General features: G+C 75.1%; 22 protein-coding genes. 5 read left to right on the top strand and 17 right to left on the bottom strand.

Annotated features, from left to right (window positions below; genetic code table 11):
- The first annotated feature begins 230 nt into the window (after positions 1-230).
- Together GA0070613_RS21820 and GA0070613_RS21815 are read left to right on the top strand one after the other, a co-directional pair.
- Positions 231-434 carry a helix-turn-helix domain-containing protein gene (locus GA0070613_RS21820; protein ID WP_089013994.1) on the top strand — a complete coding sequence of 68 codons (204 nt, stop codon included), beginning with the start codon at positions 231-233 and terminating at the stop codon, positions 432-434.
- A gap of 7 nt (positions 435-441) precedes the next feature.
- Positions 442-912 (top strand): Clp protease N-terminal domain-containing protein, encoded by a 471-nt coding sequence (locus tag GA0070613_RS21815; RefSeq protein WP_089013993.1) that lies wholly within the window; start codon positions 442-444, stop codon positions 910-912.
- 212 nt (positions 913-1,124) lie between these two features.
- Here the strand turns inward: GA0070613_RS21815 and GA0070613_RS21810 are convergent, their stop codons facing one another.
- Both GA0070613_RS21810 and GA0070613_RS21805 read right to left on the bottom strand, forming a co-directional pair.
- Positions 1,125-1,568 (bottom strand): protein-tyrosine phosphatase family protein, encoded by a 444-nt coding sequence (locus GA0070613_RS21810; protein ID WP_089013992.1) that lies wholly within the window; start codon positions 1,566-1,568, stop codon positions 1,125-1,127.
- A gap of 58 nt (positions 1,569-1,626) precedes the next feature.
- On the bottom strand, positions 1,627-2,892 hold the full coding sequence (locus GA0070613_RS21805; RefSeq protein WP_089013991.1) for a glycosyltransferase family 4 protein: 1,266 nt from the start codon (positions 2,890-2,892) through the stop codon (positions 1,627-1,629).
- A gap of 144 nt (positions 2,893-3,036) precedes the next feature.
- Here GA0070613_RS21805 and GA0070613_RS21800 point away from each other — a divergent pair, with 144 nt between their 5' ends.
- On the top strand, positions 3,037-3,591 hold the full coding sequence (locus GA0070613_RS21800) for an arsenate reductase/protein-tyrosine-phosphatase family protein (protein ID WP_089013990.1): 555 nt from the start codon (positions 3,037-3,039) through the stop codon (positions 3,589-3,591).
- Here GA0070613_RS21800 and GA0070613_RS21795 read toward each other — a convergent pair.
- Positions 3,572-5,032, bottom strand: a complete 1,461-nt coding sequence (locus GA0070613_RS21795; RefSeq protein ID WP_089013989.1) for a polysaccharide biosynthesis tyrosine autokinase — start codon at positions 5,030-5,032, stop codon at positions 3,572-3,574. The two genes, GA0070613_RS21800 and GA0070613_RS21795, sit on opposite strands and share 20 nt — an antisense overlap.
- Before the next feature lie 292 nt (positions 5,033-5,324).
- Here GA0070613_RS21795 and GA0070613_RS33065 point away from each other — a divergent pair, with 292 nt between their 5' ends.
- Positions 5,325-5,465 carry a hypothetical protein gene (locus tag GA0070613_RS33065; protein WP_197699152.1) on the top strand — a complete coding sequence of 47 codons (141 nt, stop codon included), beginning with the start codon at positions 5,325-5,327 and terminating at the stop codon, positions 5,463-5,465.
- A 283-nt stretch (positions 5,466-5,748) separates the two neighbouring features.
- On the opposite strand, the gene GA0070613_RS21785 is transcribed toward GA0070613_RS33065, so the two are convergent.
- The 10 genes from GA0070613_RS21785 to GA0070613_RS21740 form a co-directional block, all read right to left on the bottom strand.
- The gene (locus tag GA0070613_RS21785) at positions 5,749-5,952 is read right to left on the bottom strand and encodes a hypothetical protein (RefSeq protein ID WP_089013988.1); all 204 of its coding nucleotides are present in this window, start codon (positions 5,950-5,952) and stop codon (positions 5,749-5,751) included.
- On the bottom strand, positions 5,949-6,281 hold the full coding sequence (locus tag GA0070613_RS21780; protein WP_089013987.1) for a hypothetical protein: 333 nt from the start codon (positions 6,279-6,281) through the stop codon (positions 5,949-5,951). The genes GA0070613_RS21785 and GA0070613_RS21780 overlap by 4 nt, the downstream gene beginning before the upstream one ends.
- A complete protein-coding gene (locus tag GA0070613_RS21775; RefSeq protein WP_089013986.1) occupies positions 6,278-6,646 on the bottom strand; it encodes a DUF1622 domain-containing protein in 369 nt (122 codons plus the stop codon). The genes GA0070613_RS21780 and GA0070613_RS21775 overlap by 4 nt, the downstream gene beginning before the upstream one ends.
- Before the next feature lie 52 nt (positions 6,647-6,698).
- Positions 6,699-7,286, bottom strand: a complete 588-nt coding sequence (locus tag GA0070613_RS21770) for a TMEM165/GDT1 family protein (RefSeq protein ID WP_089013985.1) — start codon at positions 7,284-7,286, stop codon at positions 6,699-6,701.
- A gap of 253 nt (positions 7,287-7,539) precedes the next feature.
- The gene (egtD, locus tag GA0070613_RS21765; protein ID WP_089013984.1) at positions 7,540-8,505 is read right to left on the bottom strand and encodes an L-histidine N(alpha)-methyltransferase; all 966 of its coding nucleotides are present in this window, start codon (positions 8,503-8,505) and stop codon (positions 7,540-7,542) included.
- Between the two features lie 51 nt (positions 8,506-8,556).
- Positions 8,557-9,303 carry an ergothioneine biosynthesis protein EgtC gene (gene egtC, locus GA0070613_RS21760; RefSeq protein ID WP_089013983.1) on the bottom strand — a complete coding sequence of 249 codons (747 nt, stop codon included), beginning with the start codon at positions 9,301-9,303 and terminating at the stop codon, positions 8,557-8,559.
- A gap of 167 nt (positions 9,304-9,470) precedes the next feature.
- Positions 9,471-10,751, bottom strand: coding sequence for an ergothioneine biosynthesis protein EgtB (egtB, locus tag GA0070613_RS21755; RefSeq protein ID WP_089013982.1), 1,281 nt, complete (start codon positions 10,749-10,751; stop codon positions 9,471-9,473).
- A 53-nt stretch (positions 10,752-10,804) separates the two neighbouring features.
- Entirely contained in the window at positions 10,805-12,040 is a 1,236-nt protein-coding gene (egtA, locus tag GA0070613_RS21750) for an ergothioneine biosynthesis glutamate--cysteine ligase EgtA (RefSeq protein ID WP_089013981.1), read from the bottom strand.
- Between the two features lie 163 nt (positions 12,041-12,203).
- Positions 12,204-13,004 carry a hypothetical protein gene (locus GA0070613_RS21745; RefSeq protein WP_089013980.1) on the bottom strand — a complete coding sequence of 267 codons (801 nt, stop codon included), beginning with the start codon at positions 13,002-13,004 and terminating at the stop codon, positions 12,204-12,206.
- Positions 13,005-13,020: 16 nt separating this feature from the next.
- Complete coding sequence (locus GA0070613_RS21740) at positions 13,021-13,644, bottom strand: RNA polymerase sigma factor (RefSeq protein ID WP_089013979.1); 624 nt, start codon at positions 13,642-13,644, stop codon at positions 13,021-13,023.
- Between the two features lie 554 nt (positions 13,645-14,198).
- Between GA0070613_RS21740 and GA0070613_RS21735 the strand changes: the two genes are divergently transcribed.
- A complete protein-coding gene (locus tag GA0070613_RS21735; protein WP_089013978.1) occupies positions 14,199-15,551 on the top strand; it encodes a serine/threonine-protein kinase in 1,353 nt (450 codons plus the stop codon).
- Positions 15,552-15,695: 144 nt separating this feature from the next.
- Here the strand turns inward: GA0070613_RS21735 and GA0070613_RS21730 are convergent, their stop codons facing one another.
- The 4 genes from GA0070613_RS21730 to GA0070613_RS21715 all read right to left on the bottom strand — a co-directional run bounded on the left by GA0070613_RS21730 (position 15,696) and on the right by GA0070613_RS21715 (position 21,007).
- Positions 15,696-18,176, bottom strand: a complete 2,481-nt coding sequence (locus GA0070613_RS21730; RefSeq protein WP_089013977.1) for an ABC transporter permease — start codon at positions 18,174-18,176, stop codon at positions 15,696-15,698.
- 3 nt (positions 18,177-18,179) lie between these two features.
- Positions 18,180-18,959, bottom strand: coding sequence for an ABC transporter ATP-binding protein (locus GA0070613_RS21725; RefSeq protein ID WP_089013976.1), 780 nt, complete (start codon positions 18,957-18,959; stop codon positions 18,180-18,182).
- Positions 18,960-19,109: 150 nt separating this feature from the next.
- Positions 19,110-19,775 (bottom strand): response regulator, encoded by a 666-nt coding sequence (locus tag GA0070613_RS21720; RefSeq protein ID WP_089013975.1) that lies wholly within the window; start codon positions 19,773-19,775, stop codon positions 19,110-19,112.
- Complete coding sequence (locus GA0070613_RS21715; protein WP_089013974.1) at positions 19,772-21,007, bottom strand: sensor histidine kinase; 1,236 nt, start codon at positions 21,005-21,007, stop codon at positions 19,772-19,774. Before GA0070613_RS21715 ends, GA0070613_RS21720 begins: the two co-directional genes overlap by 4 nt.
- Position 21,008 lies beyond the last annotated feature (1 nt).

Genomic DNA, 21,008 nt, shown 5'->3' with positions numbered 1-21,008 from the left:
CGCGCGGCTCGCCGCCGAGCCCGGGGCTGCGTTCCAGCAGCAGCACCGGCACGCCGGCCAGTCGCAGTTCGCAGGCGAGCAGCAGCCCGTTCGGGCCCGCCACCGACGATCACCACGTCGAGGGTCATTCCGGTCCTCCTCCGGGACGGTGGTGTCAGTCTGGCCTGACGACCACGCTCGACGTCAGTCTGGATTGACAATCCAGCGCTTGTCAATCCAGACTGACAGTCATGGAAGAGACCGAGCTCGCCGCACGGCTGCGCTCGCCCGACCCGGCCGTCGGGCTGCGCGCGGTCGGCGCGCTGCACCGCCTGGCCGAACAGGTCGAGGCGGCGGCCGTGGCGCGCGCCCGTCAGGACGGCTGGTCCTGGGAGCAGATCGGGGACGCGCTCGGCGTGTCCCGCCAGTCGGTGCACAGCAAGCACGGGAAATGAGGCCGAGATGTTCGAACACTTCGCCGCCGACGGCCGGACGGCCGTGACCGCCGCCCTCGAGGAGGCCCGGCACCGGGGGGACCGCCGCCTCGGCACCGAACACCTGCTCCTCGGCGTGCTGCACGCCCGCGAGCTGGCACCGCTGGGCGCGCTCGGCCTGAACCTGCCCCGGGCCCGAGCCGCCCTGGAGGCGCTGGACGTGGCCGCCCTCGCCGCGGTCGGGATCGACGTGCGCGGCGTCGAGCGGGCGCCCGTACCGCTGTCCGGCAAGCGGACGCCGTTCACCTCCGCGGCGCGGACCGCCCTGCGGCGGGCCGTCGGCGTGACCCGCGAGCAGGGCAGCCGGCGGATCAGGCCGGCGCACCTGCTGCTGGCCATCCTGGAGTGCGCGCCCCCCGACCCGGCGGCCGAGGTGTTCCGCGAGCTGGGCGTGGACCGGTCCGCGGTCCGCGCCCAGCTGAGCCCGAAGGCGGCCTGACACCGCGACCGCGCCGCACCGGCGGGCCGGTCAGGGCAGCGTCGCCCCGCATTCGGCGAGGTAGTCGTGCAGGGCGGCCGATCCGCGCAGCCGGCGCAGCTCCTGCTCGCGCCGGGCCAGCTCGGCCCGGACCCGATCCGCACGCCGACACCGTCACCGCCCGCCACCTGCGCCGGTACGTCTCCCGGTGACCGGCCGGCCCCGCCGCCCGGTCAGCGGGCGGCGGGGCCGTCGCGGGACGCGTCGATCCGCCGGAGCCAGCGCCGCTGCCACGGCGTCTCCACGGCGCGGGAATGGTGTCGCGCGCGTACCCAGGCCACCGCCCGGTCGGCGGGCAGCCCGTCGAGGACGGCGAGCGCGGCGAGCGCGGTGCCGGTCCGGCCGATCCCGCCCCGGCAGGCGATCTCCACCCGCTCCCCCGCGTACGCCCGCCGCCGCGCCTCGCGCAGGGCGTCCAGCGCGTCGGCGCGGTCCAGCGGCAGCCAGAAGTCGGGCCAGCGGATCCGCCGGTGCGGCCAGGCGGGGACCGGGCCGGGGGCGAGCAGCAGGGCGAAGTCGGCCGGCGAGGCGGTGTCGGCGATCCGCCGTCCGCGCACCACGACCCCGCCGGGCAGCGTCAGCAGCCCGGCCCCGTCCACCCACGACTCTGCCGCCATCCCCCGATTGTGCCGCCGGCGCATGAATGACCACGGCGGTGTGGCGGTGTTCGGCCTTTTACGTTTTCAGACCTTTGTGCGAGTTTCGCTCGGAGCGGCCGCCGTCCGGCGCCTTGCCGGCCGCCACGTCGTAGAGCATCTGCTCGATCCGGTCGACCCCGGCCCGCAGCGACATCTCCCGCAGGTAAGCCTCGCGTCCCCGGCGGCCCATGTCGGCGCGGGCCGGCGGCGGGATGGCGGAGGCCAGCCAGAACCGGTCGGCCAGCGCGGCCCAGTCCTCCGGCGGGCAGGAGAGCCCGGCCCGGGCCCGCTCGACCAGCGCGACCGTGTCACCGCCGGCCGAGGCGACCACGGGCGAGGCGCAGGAGAGGGCCGCCTGCAGCTTCCCGGGCACCATGCCGCGCAGCTCGGGCAGATCCCGCAGCATCACCAGTTGGTAGTCCGCCGCCGCGTACAGCTCCGGCATGTCGAGCGGTGAGCGTCGCTCCACGAAGCGGACGTTGTCCGCCCCGAGCTCGGCGGCGAGCCCCCGCACCCGCCGCTCCTCCGCGCCCGAGCCGACCAGGACGAGGTCCATCCGGTCGTCCAACGCCGCCGCCGCGCGCACCGCGGTCTCCAGACCCTGCCGTACGCCGATCGTGCCGGCGTGCATCACCACGCACCGGTCGTCCCGGCGGATCAGTCGCCGGGCGGCCTGGCTCGGCTCGGTCGGCCGGAAGATCCGTTCGTCGGTCCAGTTGAGCACGATCCGCACCCGAGCCGGGTCGGCGCCGCCGTCGGACACCAGGTCCCGCATGGAGGGCGCGCTGACCGCGATGCCGTCGGCCTCGGAGTAGAGCCGGCGCAGGGTGGCACCGATCCGCCCCGACCAACGTCGGGTGTCGACGCTGCGGGAAGGGTCGTCCTCGGGCCACACGTCCTGCACGTGCAGCACGGTAGGGACCCGACCGAGCAGCCGGAGCAGGCCGGCGGCGGCGAAGGTGACCGCCGGGAGCTGGAAGACGTACAGGGCATCGACGTCGCCGAGGTAGCGCCGGCCGGTGAGCGCGACGCTGCCGGCGAACGACAGCCAGCTGGCCATCCGTGCGCCCGCGGACCCGTCGCCCGCGGCGTACCGGGGCACCCGGCGCACCGTCAACCGCTCGCTGCGCGTCTGGTGCCGCCAGCGCTGCCGCCAGCCGGGATAGACGTGCCCGCCGGGGTAGTCCGGGAAGCCGGTCAGGACACGGACCTCGTGCCCGCGGGCGGCCAGCTCCTCCGCCAGGCTGCCGGGGATGAACGCCGGCTCCGGCGGGAAGTGGTACGACAGGATGCCGATCTTCATCCGCCGGCCCCCGGCGCGGCGGCCCGGCGGCGTCCCGCCGGCACCCCGTACGATGCCGACAACCCCTCTGCGTCCGGCCGCGACCGCCGGAGCACCACCAGCGCGGCGATCCGTCCCGCGATCGCGTCGACGAGAGGGGTCCAGATGCTCGACGGAGTGCTCTTCATCTGCCACGCCAACATGTGCCGGTCACCGATGGCGGAGTACATCGCGCGTCGGCTTCTCGCCGGGCACCGGGTCACGGTGGCCAGCGCCGGCACCGACGCCGTCGACGGGGCACCCATGCACCCGTACGCGATCGACGTCGCGGCCGGCACGGGCGTCGACCCCACCGGTTTCCGCGCCCGGAAGCTGCGCCCGGAACACCTGACGTCGGCCACGGTGGTGCTGACCGCGACCCGGCGCCAGCGCTCGCTCTGCACGGCGCTGGCCCCGGGGGTGCTGAACCGGACCTTCACGCTCCGCCAGTTCGCCCGGCTGGCCGCCGCGGCGGAACCGCCGAAGGACCCGGCCGACCGACCGTTGCGGGCGGCGGTCGAGGCCGCCGTCCGCGCCCGGGGGCGGCTGCAACCCGCCGCCCCCGACGCGGACGACCTGCGGGACCCGATCGGTGGTTCGCCGGCGGCCTTCCGGCGCTGCGCCGAGGAGATCGAGCGGTCGATCAGACCCGTGCTGGCGCTCATCGGGACAGCCGGGTGAGTTCCTGAGTCGGATCGCTGACCCGGCCCGCCCCGGCGCGGTCGCCGTGCCGGGCGGCTGGCGCCCGGTCGGCGGGCCCGGCCGGCGCGGGCGGCACGGCCACCCGGTACGCCTCGTACTGGTAGGCGTCCGCCTTCGGCACCTTCGCCATGTTCAGCACACAGCCGAGCAGCCGGACCGAGACCGAGTGCAGCGACCGGGCGGCGGCGGCCACCTGGCGGCGCGAGGTCCGGCCCTGCTGGGTGATCAGCAGGGCACCGTCGGCCTGCACCGCCACCACGACCCCGTCGGTCACGGCCAGCAGCGGCGCGGTGTCGATGATCACGATGTCCGCGGACTCCCGCAGGGCGAGCAGCAGGTCCGCCATTGCCTTGGAACCGAGCAGCTCGCTCGGGTTGGGCGGCGCGGACCCGCTGGGGAGCACCAGCAGGGACTTGTCGCCCCAGCGCTGGACGACGTCGCCGACCTGCACGTCGCCGACGAGGACGTCGGTGAGGCCGACGCCACCGTCGAGGCCGAGATAGTCGGCGACCTTGGGCCGGCGCAGGTCAGCGTCGATGAGCAGCACCCGCCAGCCCGCCTCGGCCAGCGCGATGGCCGTGTTGCAGGCCATGGTGGTCTTGCCCTCTCCCTGAAGGGCGCTGGTCACCGCGATGACCCGGGCCGGCTCGTGCACGTCGACGAAGCGCAGGTTGGTGCGGAGCTTGCGGACCGCCTCGGCGCGCGCCGAGTTCGCCGCCTCGCCGACGATCAGCGGGGCGCTCCGGGCGCCGCTCTCGAAGGGGATCTCCCCCAGCAGCGGGCTGCCGGTCACCCGCTGGAGCGCGGCGGCGTCCCGCATCCGCACGTCGGCCAACCCGCGGAGCACGGCGAGCGCCATGCCGAGCAGCAGGCCGAGCACGCCACCGATGACCAGGTTGCGCACCGGCTGGGGGGAGACCGGCCTGGAGCTCACCCGGGGTCCGCTGACCACCTCCAGCTTGATCGTGGCGGTCGCGGCGTCCGGCGGCGTCTCCACCTTCTGGACCAGCTCCACGAACTTGGCGGAGAGGGTCTCGGTGACCTTCAGGGCGCGGGTCTGGTCGGTGTCGGTGACGGTCGCCTTCAGCAGCACCGTGCCCGCCTCCGTGGAGGTGGTGACCCGCCGCTGCACCTGCTCGGCGGTGAGACCGACGGAGTTCCCGGCCACCACGCTCTGCGCCAGCCGGTCGCTGGTGAGCAGGTCGGCGTACGACTTCACGCGCTGCTGGAGGAAGAGTCCGCCCTGGTAGGCGTCGCTGACGCCCTGGCTGGGCGTGGTGACGAAGAAGGTCACCGAGGCCACGTACCGGGGCGGGGTCCGAACCGTCACGAGGGCGGCCGTGCCCAGCGCCACCATCAGGGTGACCAGAACGATCCACCAGTGGCGTCGGATCAGGCGCAGATAGGCACGAACGTCCATCACAACCCCCCTCGCGTCGGGTCAGTTATCCGCAAAAGCTGCACCAAAGCCCCCTAAAACGTCCAGTACACATATCAGGATCTAAAGTACTCATCCTTCTCAGTGAACGACTCAACGAATGTAGACGATCAGAACGGCACACGGGTATCAAATCCCCCCATTCCCGGACCAGACGCTGAGGGCAGACCATGGATCGCGGAGCCACCACCGCCGAAGCAGCTCCAGCACCCCGCGCCGAGGCCACCCACCGCGCGGCGACCCCGTCTCTGTTAACGCTGGACACCGTCACGTGGTGCGCGGGCTTCCGGGTGCCGCCTGGAGCCGCTTCGAATTCGGCCTGGCGCCGGCTCAGTCAGTCCGGGTGCTGACCGTCGCGCTCGCCTGCGCGGCGGTGTACGTCGCGATCACCGCGGTCCGCTCCCTGCCGGGCTAGAGGCTGCACGAACACCTGTTCGGCGCCGACGAGGCGGACATCCGGCCGCTGCACCCGCTCATCTCGCACGTCCGGGTGCCGTCGCTCTCCCCCGACGAGGTACGCGGGCTGGACCCGTCCGTCGACCCGGACGGGCTGATCAAGCGGTTGTCCGTGCTCGGCACGGAGGTCGGGCGGCGCTGACCGCGGTGCCCGGCCCACGCTGACCGGCTCGCAGTGGGACGGGCCGTCCGGTCGGGCGTCCCACCCCTTCCGGTCCGCGCCGCGCGCCGGACGCCGTGGCTCAGCGCCGGCGCTCGGCCGTACGCTCCTCCTCGGTCTCCTCGGTCTCCTCCAGCGCGTCGGCGTACGGCTCGGTGAAGTCGTCGCCCGGCACCGCGACCTCCTCGGCCCGGTCCCGCTCGTCGGGACGCCCGCCGGCCGGCGGCTCGGGGGCGGTGGGATCACCGGCGAAGCCGTACTCGTTGGGCTCGTCATGCCTGCTCATGCGGTTGTCCTCCGGTCTTCTCCATGTTCGCCTCTCGCCGCCAACGCTAAGCGGTGATCCTCTCCACCGCAGGGCGGCGGCGATGTTGGGGCCGGGCCGGGCGCGCCGGCGGCCAGGGCCGCCCAGAGGACGTGCCGCAGCGCGACGACGGCCGCCGCCGCCGCGAGCGCCGGCCAGCCGCCCGCCAGGGAGAGGCGCAGCAGCCCGGCGGCGACCAGCAGGTCCAGCAGGGCCCGCAGCGCGGCCCGCCAGGAACCGGTGGTGACCAGCGCGGCGAACCCGGCGAGGAAGGCCAGCCCGGTGGTCAGGTCCGGCAGCGCGCCGGTCACGGCGGGGACCCGCCGCCCGCCTGGCCCACCTGCCGCTGCTCCTGGGCGATCTCCCGGCGGAGGAAGAAGTTCAGCGCGGTCCGGATGGTGGCGATCGCCGCGAGCTGCCCGATCTCGACGAAGGTCGGCGACACCGCGGTACGCAGGATGTCCCCGGCGAGCTGGAACTCCAGCCCAAGGGTGAGGAACCGGCCCAGCGAGATCCGGATCGGGGTGAACCGGGCGGCGTCGCGGTGCCGGAGTCCCACGACCACGAACCGCAGCGCCGCCCAGAGCGCCCCGACGAAGATGATCAGCGCGCCGGCGACCTCCACCACGGCGACCACGACCTGGTCGCCGTGGCGCAGGACCTCCGACCACCGCACCCCGGGCCGTTACCCGTCCCGCGGAGCGGTAGTCGACGGGGGTCGACCCGGCTCAGGAGAGCTCGGCGACCGCCTCGAAGATCAGCCAGAGGCCGGAGATGGCGAAGAGCACCGCGGCGCCGTACCGGATGGCCCGCTCCGGCAGGTGCCGGCCCAGCAGCCGGCCGACCAGGATCGCGAGGGCGTCGGCGGCCACCATGCCGAGGGTGGAGCCGAGCCAGGTGCCGAACCAGCCGTACTTGGTGGCCAGGGTGATGGTGGCGAGCATGGTCTTGTCGCCCAGCTCGGCCAGGAAGAACGCGACACCGACGGCGACGATCGCCGACTTGCTGGTCTTCTCGGCCTTGCGCTTCTCCTGCTCGGTGAGCTTGTCCCCGCGCAGGGTCCACGCGCCGAAGCCGAGGAACGCCAGACCGGCGATCAGCGAGATCCAGCCGGTGGGCAGGGCGGCGTTGAGGCCGTACCCGATCGCGACCGACGCGAGGTGCACGATCGCGGTGGCGACGGTGATGCCGATCAGCACCGGCACGGGCTTGAAGCGCGTGGCGAACGTCAGGGCCATGAGCTGGGACTTGTCGCCCAGCTCGGCGACGAAGATGACGCCGAAGCTGATCACCAGCGCGACGAGGAAACCGTCCATGTGAACCTTCCCGATCAAGCCGGGAGGAGGTACAGGGCGCCCTCGACCCGGCTGCGACAGCCTGAGTCGAAGGTCTCGCCCGCCCCGGAGACCGGGGCCGCGTGGCCGGGTGCGGAACGCACCAGTATGTCGACCACGACATTGGGGGCTACTCCCCTTCGCGTCGGCCAGCCTAGCCCACCTCCTCCGACGCCGGTCGCCGCGGGTGAACCGGGTCACCCGCGACGGCCTCCCGCCTACGCCGGCCCGCTGCTCAGTCGGCCCGGGCGAGCGTGACGCCGAACAGGCCGTCCGGGTCGGTCCAGAAGGCTTCCGGGGCGAACCCGGCGGCTGTCAGCTCGGCCGCGATCCCCTCGGGCCGGAACTTCGCCGAGACCTCGGTCCGCAGCTCCTCGCCGGCGGCGAACTCGATGTCCAGGTCGAGCACCCGCACCCGCATCGGACGCTCGGCGCGCAGGCGCATCTCGATCCACTCCCGCTCCGGCACCCAGACCGCCACGTGGCTGAAGGCGTCCGGGTCGAAGTCCGCCCCCAGCTCCCGGTTGATCACCCGCAGCACGTTGCGGTTGAACTCGGCGGTCACCCCGGCGGCGTCGTCGTACGCCGGCACCATCACCGCCGGGTCCTTGACCAGGTCGGTGCCGACCAGCAGCCAGTCGCCGGCCTCCAGCGCGGCGCGCATCGCGGTCAGGAACTCCGCCCGCTCGACCGGCAGCAGGTTGCCGATCGTCCCGCCGAGGAAGACGACCAGCCGCCGGCCGCCGGTGGGCAGCCGGTCCAGCTGCCGGGTGAAGTCGCCGACGATTCCGCGGACCCGCAGCCCCGGATAGTCGGCGGCGATCTCCTCGGTGGACTGCCGCAGCGCGCTGATCGAGACGTCCAGCGGCACGAAGGTGCCCAGCCCGCCGCGGCGGGTGAAGGCGTCCAGCAGCAGTCGGGTCTTCTCTGACGAGCCGGACCCCAGCTCGATCAGCGTCTTCGCGCCGCTCAGCTCGGCGATCTCGTCGGCGTGCTCGGCCAGCACGGCCCGTTCGGCCCGGGTCGGGTAGTACTCCGGCAGCCGGGTGACCTCCTCGAAGAGTTCGCTGCCCCGGGCGTCGTAGAACCATTTCGGTGGCAGCCACTTCGGCTCGGCGGTCAGCCCGAACCGTACGTCCTCCCGCAGACTGCGGCCGAGGTCCCGCTCCTCCAGGTAGATCTCCAGTGGCTCCGCGCTCATGAGGTGTCCCTTCCGTTGGCGAACATCCCTGTCCCACCTGCGAAACTCGTGTCAACCGTGTGCCAGGGCGCGGGCCCGCACCCCTCTCGCGGTCGCCACCACCAGCTGCCCGTCCGGCACCGCCTGCCAGCCGGGTTCGTCGTCGAGGGGTTCCGAGGCCAGCAGCACCGAGTCCCCGGCGGTCCGCACCGACAGCGCGTGCCCGGCGACGCTGGCCACCACCATGCGGCCGTCGGTCAGCAGCAGGTTCAGCCGCGAGCCGGGCGCGGCCGCCTCGACCGCCGCCACCGTGTCGGCCACCGCGCCGGCCGGGTCCTCGCCGGCCCGCAGCCGGTGCCGGACCAGCGCCCAGAGCAGCGCGGCATCGGTCGGCGCGTCCAGGGTGAGCAGGTCGCGCACCGGCAGGTCGGCGGCGAGCGGGACCAGCGAGTCCGGCCAGCCCCGGACCACCCCGTTGTGGCTGAACAGCCAGCGCCCCTCGACGAAGGGCGCGGCGGCGCTCTCCTGCACCGGCATCCCGACGGTGGCCGAGCGGACGGCGGCGAGCACCGCGCCGGTGACCGTCACCGCGGCCAGTTCCGGCAGGGTGGCGTCACCCCAGAGCGGCTGGGCCCGCCGGTAGCGGACCGGGTCGCCCTCGCCCGGGTACCAGCCGACGCCGAAGCCGTCGGCGTTGATCGTGCCGCCGCCGCGCATGTCCCGCGGCGCCCAGGACTGCCGCAGCAGCGAGTGCGGCGGGTCGTACAGCAGGGACCGCAGGCTGACCGACGGTCCGAGGTACGCGAGGTGGCGACACATCAGGCGGCACCGCCGCTCACGCCGCCACCTCAGTTCGCGACTGCGGGGCTCGCAAGACCGGCTCACTCCTCGCGCTCACGCCGCCACCTCAGTTCGCGACTGCGGGGCTCGCAGACCCGGCTCACTCCTCGCGCTGCTGAGCCGGATGGCTCGCTCGCTCCGCTCGCTCACGGGTGCGCCTCCTCGGGCCGGGCGTCGCGGGCGCAGCGGAACCCGCTGAAGATCTGCCGCCGGATCGGGTAGTCCCAGTTGCGGAAGGTGCCCCGGCAGGCCGCCTTGTCGGTGCCGAACGAACCACCCCGCAGCACCCGGTAGTCGTCGCCGAAGAAGACCTCCGAGTACTCCCGGTACGGGAACGCGGCGAAGCCCGGATGCCCCCGGAAGGTCGTCGAGGTCCACTCCCAGACGTCGCCGATCAGTTGGTGCACGCCGAGCGGCGAGGCTCCCGCCGGGTAGGCGCCCACCGGGGCCGGCCACAGGTGCCGCTGCCCCAGGTTGGCGTGCTCGGCGGTCGGGTCCTCGTCACCCCACGGATAGCGGCGGGACCGTCCGGTCGCCGGGTCCCAGCGGGCCGCCTTCTCCCACTCCGCCTCGGTGGGCAGCCGCCTGCCGGCCCAGGCCGCGTACGCCTCCGCCTCGAAGAAGCAGACGTGCACCACCGGCTCGTCGTCGCGGACCGGCGACCACCGGCCGAACCGCCGGTACGCCCAACCGTCGCCGTCGCGCCGCCAGTGCATCGGCGCGGTCAGCCCCGCCTCGGTGCGGTGCCGCCAACCCGCCTCGCTCCACCAGCGGGGCTCGTCGTATCCACCGTCGGCGATGAACTCGCGGTACCGGCCGTTGGTGACCGGCGCGGCGTCGATGACGTACGCGGGCAGCTCGACGCTGTGCGCGGGGCGCTCGTTGTCCAGCGCCCACGGGTCGGTGGAGGTGCCCATGGTGAACGGGCCGGCCGGCACCAGCACCTCGCCGGCCACCCAGGCCCGCGGTCGCGGCGGCGGAGGCGCGTCCAGCACCGGCGGCCCGGAGCGCAGCTGGTGGGTGGCGAGCATGGTCTCGTCGTGCTGCTGCTCGTGCTGCACGATCATCCCGAAGGCGAAGCCGTCGGCCACCAGCCCCCGTTCGACGAAGCGGATGCCGTCCAACAGGTCGTACACCTTGTCCCGGACCGTGCTCACGTACGCCCGCGCCTCGGCCGGCGGCAGCAGCGGCAGCGACGGCCGGTCCTTGCGGGGCTGCTTGAACGCGTCGTACAGGTCGTCGATGTCCTGGCGGACCGGTGGGCGGCCGCCGACGTCGCGGACCAGCCAGAGTTCCTCCTGGTTGCCGACGTGGGCCAGGTCCCAGACCAGCGGGGACATCAGCGGCGAGTGCTGCCGCATCAGGTCGTCGTCGTCCACCGCCTCGGTGAGCAGGGCGGTGCGGGCCCGGGTCCGCTCCAGCTCCATTGCGATCCGGCTGCGCAGCCGCTCCGCCTCCGCACCCGGCCGCTGGGTCGTCGTCACCGGTACCCCCTCTCTGCGGCGGCGCGGCGCCGCCGGATTCCTCGGCTCGTCTCCTCGTGTGTCCCCGCCGGCAGGGCCAACCCCGGCAGGGCCGCCAGGGCCAGGTCGAACAGGGCCGCCGCCGCCTCGGCGAGCGGCCGGTCAGCGAGGCCGTACCGGGCGGCGGGGTGCCAGCGGTCGGCCACCGGGGCGGCGACGGTCAGCGCGGTCCGGGTGGTGCCCGGATCGGCGAACAGGGCGGCCAGCACGGCGAGCGGCAGCGTCCAGTCCCGACCGGGCTGGGCGTCCAGGTAGCGGACCTCCAGGTAGCCGCGCGGGCGTACCGGGGGGAAGAGCGTGCTGACGTGGTATTCCAGGTCGTCGGTGGTGGGTGGCCGGGGCAGCGCCCCGGCGAGCCAGTCGGCGAAGGTGACCCCGGCCGGCGGGGTCCAGTCCGGACTGTCGTCGCGCAGGCAGAGCAGCGGCGCGGCGAGGACGTACTCGGTCCAGGCCGCGACCGGGTCCCGGTCGGGCCGGGCCGGGGACCAGACCGGTCGGGTCCGGGCCGGGTCGATGGCCAGCCAGGCGGCCATCCGGGCCGAAGCCCAGCCGGTACGGCGGCCGGCGTGGCGGTCCGCGGTGGCGAAGGCGGCCACCAGGGGCGGTCCCACCGCGTGCACCGCCGCCCACCGCTCGGCCAGCCGCTCCGGCTCGCCGGCGTCCAGGCAGACCTGCAGCCCGGCGGTGCTGTACATCATGGTTCGACCGGCCGGCCCGCGCCGGTCGAAGACGCAGCGCATGGCCTGGTAGCGCGGGGTCTCCACGACCGGGCGGGGGGCCCGCCAGGGGTCGATCCCGGTGTGGCCGAGGACCAGGCCGGCGGCGTCCAGCACGGCGGTCAGCTCGGCGATGTCGCCCTCGGTGGCGGCGATCAGCGCGCCGACCGACGATCGTGGCGGGGTGGAGATCTCCACCTGCCCGCCCGGCTCCACGGTCACGCTGCCGCCGCCGGGGAGCGGCTCTGCGAGGCTCGTCGCGCCGATGGTGGCGGGGCTGTGCCGCCCCAGCGCCCGGCGCAGCCGCTCACGGTCGACGGGCCGGGCCGGGTCCGCCGCGTCGTGCACGGTCCATTCCAGTTCGACGCCGGTGAGCCTGGGCGGGCCGGTCTTGAAGCAGATCCTGGCGATGTGTCTGGCCGCCCCGGCCGTGTCCCGCAGGACGGTGGTCCGGTCCAGCTCGGGCGACATCACCAAGAGACGGCTCCCTTCTCCGCGCGGGTCCCGACCGCGCCGTCGACCGCGCCGTCACCGACCGTTACCGCCCGGTGCGCCCGGTGCGCCCGCGGTCCCACCATCTTCTGTCTAGCAGACGGAATCCGCGCGCCCGTGAAGATGAATTTTTGTCCGGATCGGCGGCTCAGCCGTCGGCGCCGGTGCTCGGCTTCCCGGTCCGGCCGGCGGCGGGGGTGCGCGCCGGGGAGGAGGTGGATGCCGAGGCGGCGGTGGGTGCCGAGGCGGGACCGGTCGACCGGGTGGGACGGGCGTCGGGCGACGCCTTCGGCTGCTTCTCGGGCACCAGCCGGTCGCAGTAGGCCTCGACCCGGGCCGCGCCGCCGGCCGCGGCCACCAGGTCGGCGAACGCGGGCGTCTCGAGTGCCCGGGCCCGCTGGGACGCGGACTTCGCCAGGTAAGCGCGGCACAGCCCGGTGAGCTGTGCGACGCCCGCCGGCCGGCCGGGGCCGCCCGTGGTCGCGGGGCCGGAGCCGGCGGACGGAGTGGCGGTGGGGCCGCCGGTGGGGTCCGCGCTGGCGGTGCGCGACGGCGAGGCGCTGGAGCTGCCCGGCGTGGTGGGTGCGGGTGGGGACGTCGGCTGCTCCGGCCGGTCGAGGCTGACCGCGGCGAAGGCCACGCCGGCGGTGGCGGTGGCGGCGAGCCCGGCGACCCAGGCCGCCGCGCCGACCCGCAACCGCCGTCGCCGGGGTGCCGACGAAGGCGCCGGCGCGGACGCGGTCGCGGGCGCCGCGCGGGCCGCCCGGAACGCGGCCAGGGCCTGCTCCTCCCCGGACATCTCGCCCGGGTTCGCCGGAGCGGCCGCGGCGGCGAGCAGATGCCGCAGCGGGTCGGCCTCGGCCGCCGGGGGTCGGCCGTGCCAGGCGGCGTTGAGAAGACGCTCGGACTCCGCCCGGTCGGCGGGCCCGTCAGACCGGCGAAAGCTCAATGGGAATCCCCTCACGTCATCCGTCCGCCGGCTCGGCGTGCGGCGCGCTGGGCGCCTGCCGTCCCCGGCCGGTACGGGGGCGGGGCGGGGCCGACGGATGGCCCGGCTCGGCGCGTTCGAGCAGCGCGGCGAGTCGGCGCAGGCCCCGGTGGGCGGCGGTGCGAACCGCGCCCGGGCGCCGGCCGAGGACCCGCCCGGCGGTCTCCGCGTCGAGCCCGATCACCGCCCGGAGCAGTACCGCCTCGGCCTCCCGGGGCGGCAGAGTGGCGATCAGCGCGAGCGCCGCCTCGGTGCCGATGGTCTCGCCGGCCCGCTCGGCGGTGTCCGCGTCCCCGGCCAGTTCGCTGAGCGCCTGCACGGGCACCGGCAGCGACGGCCTGCGGCGCTGCCGGCGCAGGTGGTCCATGGCCCGGTTACGGGCGATCGTCACCGTCCAGGCCCGGAACTCGCCGCCGGTGAAGCTGGGCAGGTCACGGGAGATCTGCAGCCAGGTCTCCGAGGCGACGTCCTCGGCGTCCGCGCCGACCAGCGCGGTGAGATAGCGCAGCAGGCCGGGCTGCAGGCTGCGGTAGAGGAAGCGGAACGCTTCCTCGTCTCCCGCCTGCGCGGCGACGACCGCCTCGCCCAGCTCACCGGTCATGGATCCGCCGTTCCGAATCCGCGGGCCGACCCGTGCCGGAGCCGGCGTGGCCGACGCCCGCCCTGTCCGGCAACCGGACCACCACCCGCACCTTCAGCCCCCCGCTGCCGATCGCGCCCGACGCCGGGGCGGCGGGCGGCACGTATGGACAACGCCGCGAAGCACGGCCGTCGGCGGACATACGGTACCGGCCTCATGGGGCGGCCCTGAGCCGGGCTAACGCTAGGAGTGGATCGGTGGCGGGACAAGCCTCCGTTCAGCCGAGAAAGAGTGAGATTTGTCTACGACCGAACACGGCGAGTCGGTGTAACGGCGAGAGCTTGTCGGACGCCGCGGGACGCGGATCGGAGGGGAATCCCGCGAGCGCGGCTTCCGAAAACCGGAAATATCACCTCGTTCGCGCCTTTCCTGGTCGATCTTGCCGGCGCCGTCACGGTTCAGCCGAACGGCGCTGGTGCCGCTGGCCGTTCGGCGGATCGACTCGGACCGGCCGCCGCCTCCGACCGGCAAGATCGCGGGAAATAATCCGCCACCCATCTGGGTACGGTAATGGGGTGTTGTCATCGGAAGTCGTACTCAGCGGTCGGTACCGCCTGGACGAACGTGTCGCCACCGGCGGCATGGGCGACGTCTGGCGTGCCACGGACCTGGTGCTGGGCCGTCAGGTCGCGGTGAAGGTCCTGCTCCCGGCGCTGGTGTCCGACCCCGACTTCATCGCCCGGTTCCGCGCCGAGGCCCGGATCATGGCCTCGCTGCGCAGCCCCGGCATCGTGCAGGTCTTCGACTCCGGGGCGGACGACCTGCCCGACGGCAGCCACGCCGACTACCTGGTCATGGAGTTCGTCGAGGGCGAGCCGCTGTCCCGGCGGATCGAGGCCGCCGGTCAGCTCGAGGTCGCCGAGACCATGTCGATCGTGGCGCAGGTCGCCCAGGCCCTGCACGCGGCGCACGCCCGCGGCATCGTGCACCGGGACGTCAAGCCGAGCAACCTGCTGGTGCAGGAGGACGGCACGGTGGTGCTGGTCGACTTCGGCGTGGCCCGGTCGACCAACGTGACCAGCATCACCAGCACGAACGCGGTGCCCGGCACCGCCCTCTACATGGCTCCCGAGCAGGCCGCGGGCCGTCCGGTCTCCGGGGCCACCGACATCTACGCGCTCGGCGCGGTGGCGTACTGCTGCCTCACCGGCGGTCCGCCGTTCACCGGCGACAACCCGCTGCAGGTCGCCGTGCGGCATCTCGACGACGAGCCGCCGGAGCTGTCGCACGATATCCCGCAGCCGGTCCGCGGTCTGGTCGCCCGGGCGCTGGCGAAGGACCCGGCCGACCGGTTCCCCACCGGCGCCGCGATGGCGGCGGCGGCCCGCGCCGCGACCTCCGAGTCGCCCACCGCCACGGTGCCGGTCGCGCTGCGCCGGCCGACCGGGCCGGCGAGCACCCGGGACGACCTGCCGGCCACGGCGCCCGCGGCCACGGTCGCCCCGGCGGGCCGCCGGGGCCGGCGCGGCACGCTGGTCGGCGCGCTCGCCGCGGTGCTGGTGGCCCTGGCCGCCCTCGGCGCGGCGCTCGGCGCCGCCGGCCCGGCGGAGGCGCCGGCGACCACCATCGAGACCACCCAGCCGCTCGGGCCCAGCGATGACGCGCAGTCGCCGCCAGCGACCGAGACGGTCCCGACCGACCAGGGCGGGCGGACGTACCGGCCGGCCGGCCCGGGGCACCGGCCGTCCGCGTCGGTCTCCGCGTCGCCGACACCGCGGCCATCCTCCGCCACCTCGCCGCCGCCCGCCACGTCGCCAGATCCGACCGCCGTCGAGACCACGTCGCCGAGCACCGATCCGACGCCGAGCGAGGCCACTTCCTCGAGCGAGCCGCCGCCCAACTCTCCCCCGGTCCCGCAGAACAACTGACCCGGTCCGCAGGAGCTGGACCCGGTGCCGGTTCCGCCACCTTCACCGTGCCGGAACCGGCGCCGGTCCATCCGGGTCGCTCGGCACTCCGCCCCGAGTCGCCGCCCGACCGCGCCGGAGCGGACGACGCCGGCCGGGCAGCGCTCACTCCGCGCCGAGCGCCTCGACCACCGGGCGGGCCAGCGCCCGCCGGGCCGGCAGGACGGAGGCGGCCAGCGCGGCCAGCACCGCCACCGCGACGATCAGGCCGAGCCGCCCCCACGGCATGACCAGGGTGAAGTCGCCGCCGATCCGGGCGACGACGGCCATCGCGCCCGCGCTGACGCCGGTGCCCAGCGCGATCCCGAGCAGCGTGCCGACCAGGGCGGTGAGCACCGCCTCGACGGCCAGCACCGCCCGCATCCCGCCCCGGGTCAGGCCGACCGCCCGCAGCACCGCGTTCTCCCGGGTGCGTTCGACCACCGACAGGCTGAGCGTGTTCGCCACCCCGACCAGCGCGATGACCACGGCCAGGCCGAGCAGCGCGGTGACGAAGGCGAGCACCATGTCGACCGTGCCGGTGAGCATCTTCTTGTACGCGGCCTGGTCCATCAGGTTGACCGTCGGGTAGTTGCCGAGCACCGACTCGATCGCGGTCCGGGCCGCGGCCGGGGAGACCCCGTCGGCGGGGTCGACCTCCGCCAGGTACCCGCGCTCGGCCGGGAAGAGCCGGCCGAAGTCGGCGTCCACCAGGTCGACCACGAAACCGGCGGGCACCGGGCTGCCGGCCAGCGCCGGACCTTCGTCGGCGACCACCGCCGCCACCCGGAACGGCCGACCGGCGACGGTCACGGTCGAGTCGACCGTCCAGCCCCGCGCCGCGGCCAACTCCCGGTGCACCAACGCGGTCCCCGGGCCGAGCCGGCCGACGTCACCGGCGTCCACGCCGGTCAGGGTCCGGCCGATCAGGGCGGGGTGCACCGACCGGACCTCGACGCCGCCGACGACGTGGCTGCGCTGCTCGTGCACGAGCCCCAGCTCGGGGCGGGCGGCCAGCTCGCCGGCCAGCGGCGCCGGCAGGTCCGCACCGATGCCGGTGACCAGGAAGTCCACCCCGATCTCCGCGTCCACGGCACGCTCGATGCCCGCCTTCGCGCTGCCCGCCCCGACCACGAACGCCGACACCAGACCGATGCCGATGACCAGCGCGGTGGCGGTCGCGGCGACCCGGCGCGGGTTGCGGACCGCGTTGGCCACGGCGAGCCGGGCGGTCGTGCCGAGCAGCCGGCGAGCCGGCCAGCCCAGCACCCGGACCAGCGCCGGCACCAGCACCGGGCCGAAGAGCACGATGCCGAAGAAGCTGAGCACCCCGCCGGCCGCCACCAGCGGCACCTGCCCGGCCAGGCCGGCGCCGACCAGCGCCGCCACCCCGGCGGCGAAGACCAGCGCGCCCAGCGCCAGCCGAACCCGGCCGGCTCGCCGGGACGGCCGTACCGCCGCGTCGGTCAGCGCGGCCACCGGCGGCACCCGGGTCCCCTGCCAGGCCGGCAGCGCCCCGGCGCCGACGGTGAGCAGCGTGCCGAGGCCGAGGCAGAGCAGCACCGTCCGGGCGGTGAGGGTGAGCCCGCCGGAGATCGGCGTGTCCCACGTCGACAGCAGCGCGTTCAGCCCACCGGCGAGCGCGGCGCCGGCGAGCACGCCGAGCACCGAGGCGAGCAGCCCGATGACCGCCGCCTCCAGCAGGGTCGCCCGGAACACCTGGCCCCGGGTAGCGCCGACCAGCCGCAGCAGCGCGGTCCGCCGGGTCCGCTGGGCGAGCACGATGGCGAAGGTGTTGGCGATGACGAAGCCGGCCACCACGACGGCCACCGCGGCGAAGGTCATCAGGAACAGGCCGAACTGCCGCTGGTCGCGTACCGCATCGTCGACCGCGTCGTCGAGGATCTGCTGCCGGTCCTTCACCGTCGCCGCGGCCCCGGCCACCGCGCGCACCCGTTCGGCCAGCGCCCGCGGGTCCGTCCCGGGACGGGCGGCCACCATGATCCGGCCGTACCCGCGCTCGCCGGTCACCGCGAGCGCGTCGGCGCCGACCAGCCCGAGGTACGGCCCGCCGACGTCCCGCGAGGTGCCGGCCACGTCAACCGTGCCGACCAGGGTGTACGGGCGGGCCGCTCCCCCGGACCCGCCGACCCGCACCGGCGAGCCGAGCCGGAAGCCCTCGTCGGCGACGGTCGGCGCGTCGAGCACCAGCTCGCCGGGGCGTGCCGGCAGCCGGCCGGCCACCACGTCGTACGACTGCAGGGCCGGGTCGGTGGGGATCGAGGCGAGGACGGCGTACCCGAGCACCGGGCGGCCGTCGGAGCCGACCACCCCGGCGGAGCCGGTCAGCTCGCCGTCGGCGGCGGCCACCCCGTCGACGGCCCGCACCCGGTCGACCAGGGCGGGCGGCAGGGGCAGCTGCCCGGCGTACACGCCGAGGTCGGTGTGCCGGTCGAAGGTGCCGGCGCGGTCGTAGGCGGCGGCCCGCATGCCGTCGGTGAAGATCAGCGTGCCGGCGACGAAGGCGACGCCGAGGACGATGGCCAGCGAGGAGAGCAGCAGGCGCGGCCCGTCGGCGCGTACCTGGTGCAGGGTCAGACGGAACATCGGTCACCGCCCCCGGGTCGGGGTGGCCGCGGACGGGTCGAGGCGGGTGAGCGCGTCGAGGACCTGCCCGGCGGTCGGCGCGATCAGCTCGTGGACCAGCCGGCCGTCGGCGAGGAAGACCACCCGGTCGGCGTGCCCGGCGGCCACCGGGTCGTGGGTCACCATCACCACGGTCTGACCGAGGGTGTCGACCGCCTCGCGGAGCAGGCGCAGCACCTCGGCGCCGGAGCGGGAGTCCAGGTTGCCGGTCGGCTCGTCGGCGAAGACCACCCACGGTCGGGTGATCAGCGCCCGGGCCACCGCGACCCGCTGCTGCTGGCCGCCGGAGAGCTCGGCGGGCCGGTGCCGGAGCCGGTCGGTGAGGCCCACCGCCGCGACCACCTGCCGCAGCCACGCCGGGTCGGGCCGCCGGCCGGCGATGGCCAGCGGCAGCACGATGTTCTCCTCGGCGGTAAGGGTGGGCAGCAGGTTGAACTTCTGGAAGACGAAGCCGACCCGGTCCCGGCGCAGCAGCGTGAGCCGCCGGTCGTCGAGGCGGGCCAGGTCGGCCTCGCCGATCCGGACCGCGCCGCCGGTCGGCCGGTCGAGCCCGGCGAGGCAGTGCATGAGGGTGGACTTGCCGGACCCGGAGGGTCCCATGATGGCGGTGAACCGGCCGGCGGCGAAGTCGAGGTCGACGCCGTCGAGGGCGACGACCCGGGACTGGCCGGCGCCGTACTCCTTGCGCAGGTCCCGGGCGGTGACCGCGACGCCGGTGGCGGTCGTGGCAGGTGCGACGGACACGTGGTGCTCCCGTGTGGAGGCGGTGGATGAAGACCCTTCCGACGCTATGCGCGGCACCGGCCGGTTGATCTCCACCTGCGCGCTCGACCTGGGTACGACCGGGGTCGCCCCGGACCGGGTGGACCCGTACGACCCAGGTCGTACGCCCGCTCAGCCGCCCGGGGTGACCAGCCCGCTCTCGTACGCCAGCACCACCGCCTGCACCCGGTCGCGGAGCTGGAGTTTCGCCAGGATCCGGCCCACGTGCGTCTTCACCGTCGCCTCGGCGACGTGCACCCGGGCCGCGATCTCCGCGTTGGACAGGCCCTGCGCGACGAGCAGCAGCACCTCCCGTTCCCGCTCGGTGAGCTGCGCCAGCCGGACGTCCTCGGTGGGGCCGGGACCGAGCTGGCCGGCGAACCGGTCGAGCAGCCGCCGGGTGATCGACGGCGCCACCACCGAGTCGCCCGCGGCGACCACCCGGATCGCGGCCAGCAGCTCCTCCGGCGGGACGTTCTTGAGCAGGAAGCCGCTGGCCCCGGCCTGGAGCGCGGCGAACGCGTCGGCCTCGGTGTCGAAGGTGGTGAGCACCAGCACCCGGGGCCGCCCCAGCGGCCGCCCGGCGCAGATCCGCCGGGTCGCCTCCACCCCGTCCATGGTCGGCATCCGGATGTCCATCACCACCACGTCCGCCTCGACCCGGTCGAGCACCCGCAGCGCGTCGGCGCCGTCGATCGCCTCGCCGACCACCGCCAGGTCGGGCTGGGAGTCCAGCACCATCTTGAACCCGGCGCGCACCAGCGCCTGGTCGTCCACGATCACCACCCGGACCGTCATGCCGCCACCCCCTCGGCCGCCGACGGTAGCGGCAACCGTGCCTCGACCCGCCAGCCCCCGGCCAGTCTGGGCCCGGCGGTGAGGCTGCCGTCGTACACGCTGACCCGCTCGCGCATGCCGACCAGGCCGTGCCCACCTGACGGCGCAGGCTGGACCAGCGGCCGGCCGCGCCCGTCGTCGACGGCCCGGACCAGCACGGCGTCGTCGGAGTACCCGAGGTCCAGCTCGACGGACGCGCCCACTCCGGCGTGCTTGAGCGCGTTGGTCAGCGCCTCCTGCACCACCCGGTACACGGTCAGCTCCAGGCCCGGCGGCAGCGCCGGCGGCTCGCCGGTCACGGTCCAGGTGATCCGCAGCCCGGCGGCGCGGAACCGGTCCAGCAGCTCGGGCAGTTCGACCAGCGCCGGCCGGCGGTGCGCCGGCTCCGCCGACAGCCCGCCGCCGTCGGGCTCACCCGCCATGCCGGGCGCGGCCAGCGGCTCCGGCCGGCTCGGCTCCCGCAGTACGCCCACCAGCCGCCGCATCTCCTCCAGCGCCTGCCGGCCGGTGTCGGCGACCACCTTGACCGCCTCCCGGGCGGTGGCCGGGTCCCGGTCGATGGTGAAGCGGGCGCCGTCGGCCTGCACGATCATCACCGCCATGCTGTGCGCGACCACGTCGTGCAGCTCCCGAGCGATCCGGGTGCGTTCCTCGGCCACCGCCGCCCGGGACTCGGCCTCCCGCTCGCGTTCCAGGGTGGCGGCCCGCTCCTCGAGAGTCAGCACGTAGAGCCGGCGGGTCCGCACGTTGAGTCCGACCAGCCAGACCGCGCCGGTGATCAGCCCGAAGTAGATCGCGTTCGCCCACCAGGCCGCCGGTCCGCGGATCTGGAGCGCGGCGAGCACCACCCCGGCGGCGGCGACCGCGCCGGCCACGACGCCGTCCCGCAGCCGGTCGGCGTACTTGACCACGCTGTAGAGGGCGATCAGCACGGCGATGTCGTAGCCCAGCGGGCCCCAGCCGACGATCACCTGGGTGAGCGCCAGCGCGCCCACCACGACCGCCACCGGCGTCGGGTGCGACCGCCGGAACAGCAGCGCCACCGCCATCGCGATCCCGACCGCGGTGGCCTTCCAGCCGCCGGGCTGGGTGACGACACCGGCGACGGCGAAGAGCGCCACCAGCCCGGAGACGGCGACGTCGAACGTGACGCCGCGCAGCGGACGGCCGAAGATCGTGCGGTTCACGGTCACC

The sequence above is a fragment of the Micromonospora inositola genome (assembly GCF_900090285.1).
In the GTDB taxonomy this organism is placed as follows: domain Bacteria; phylum Actinomycetota; class Actinomycetes; order Mycobacteriales; family Micromonosporaceae; genus Micromonospora; species Micromonospora inositola.
This window is presented reverse-complemented; position numbering and strand designations above follow the sequence as displayed.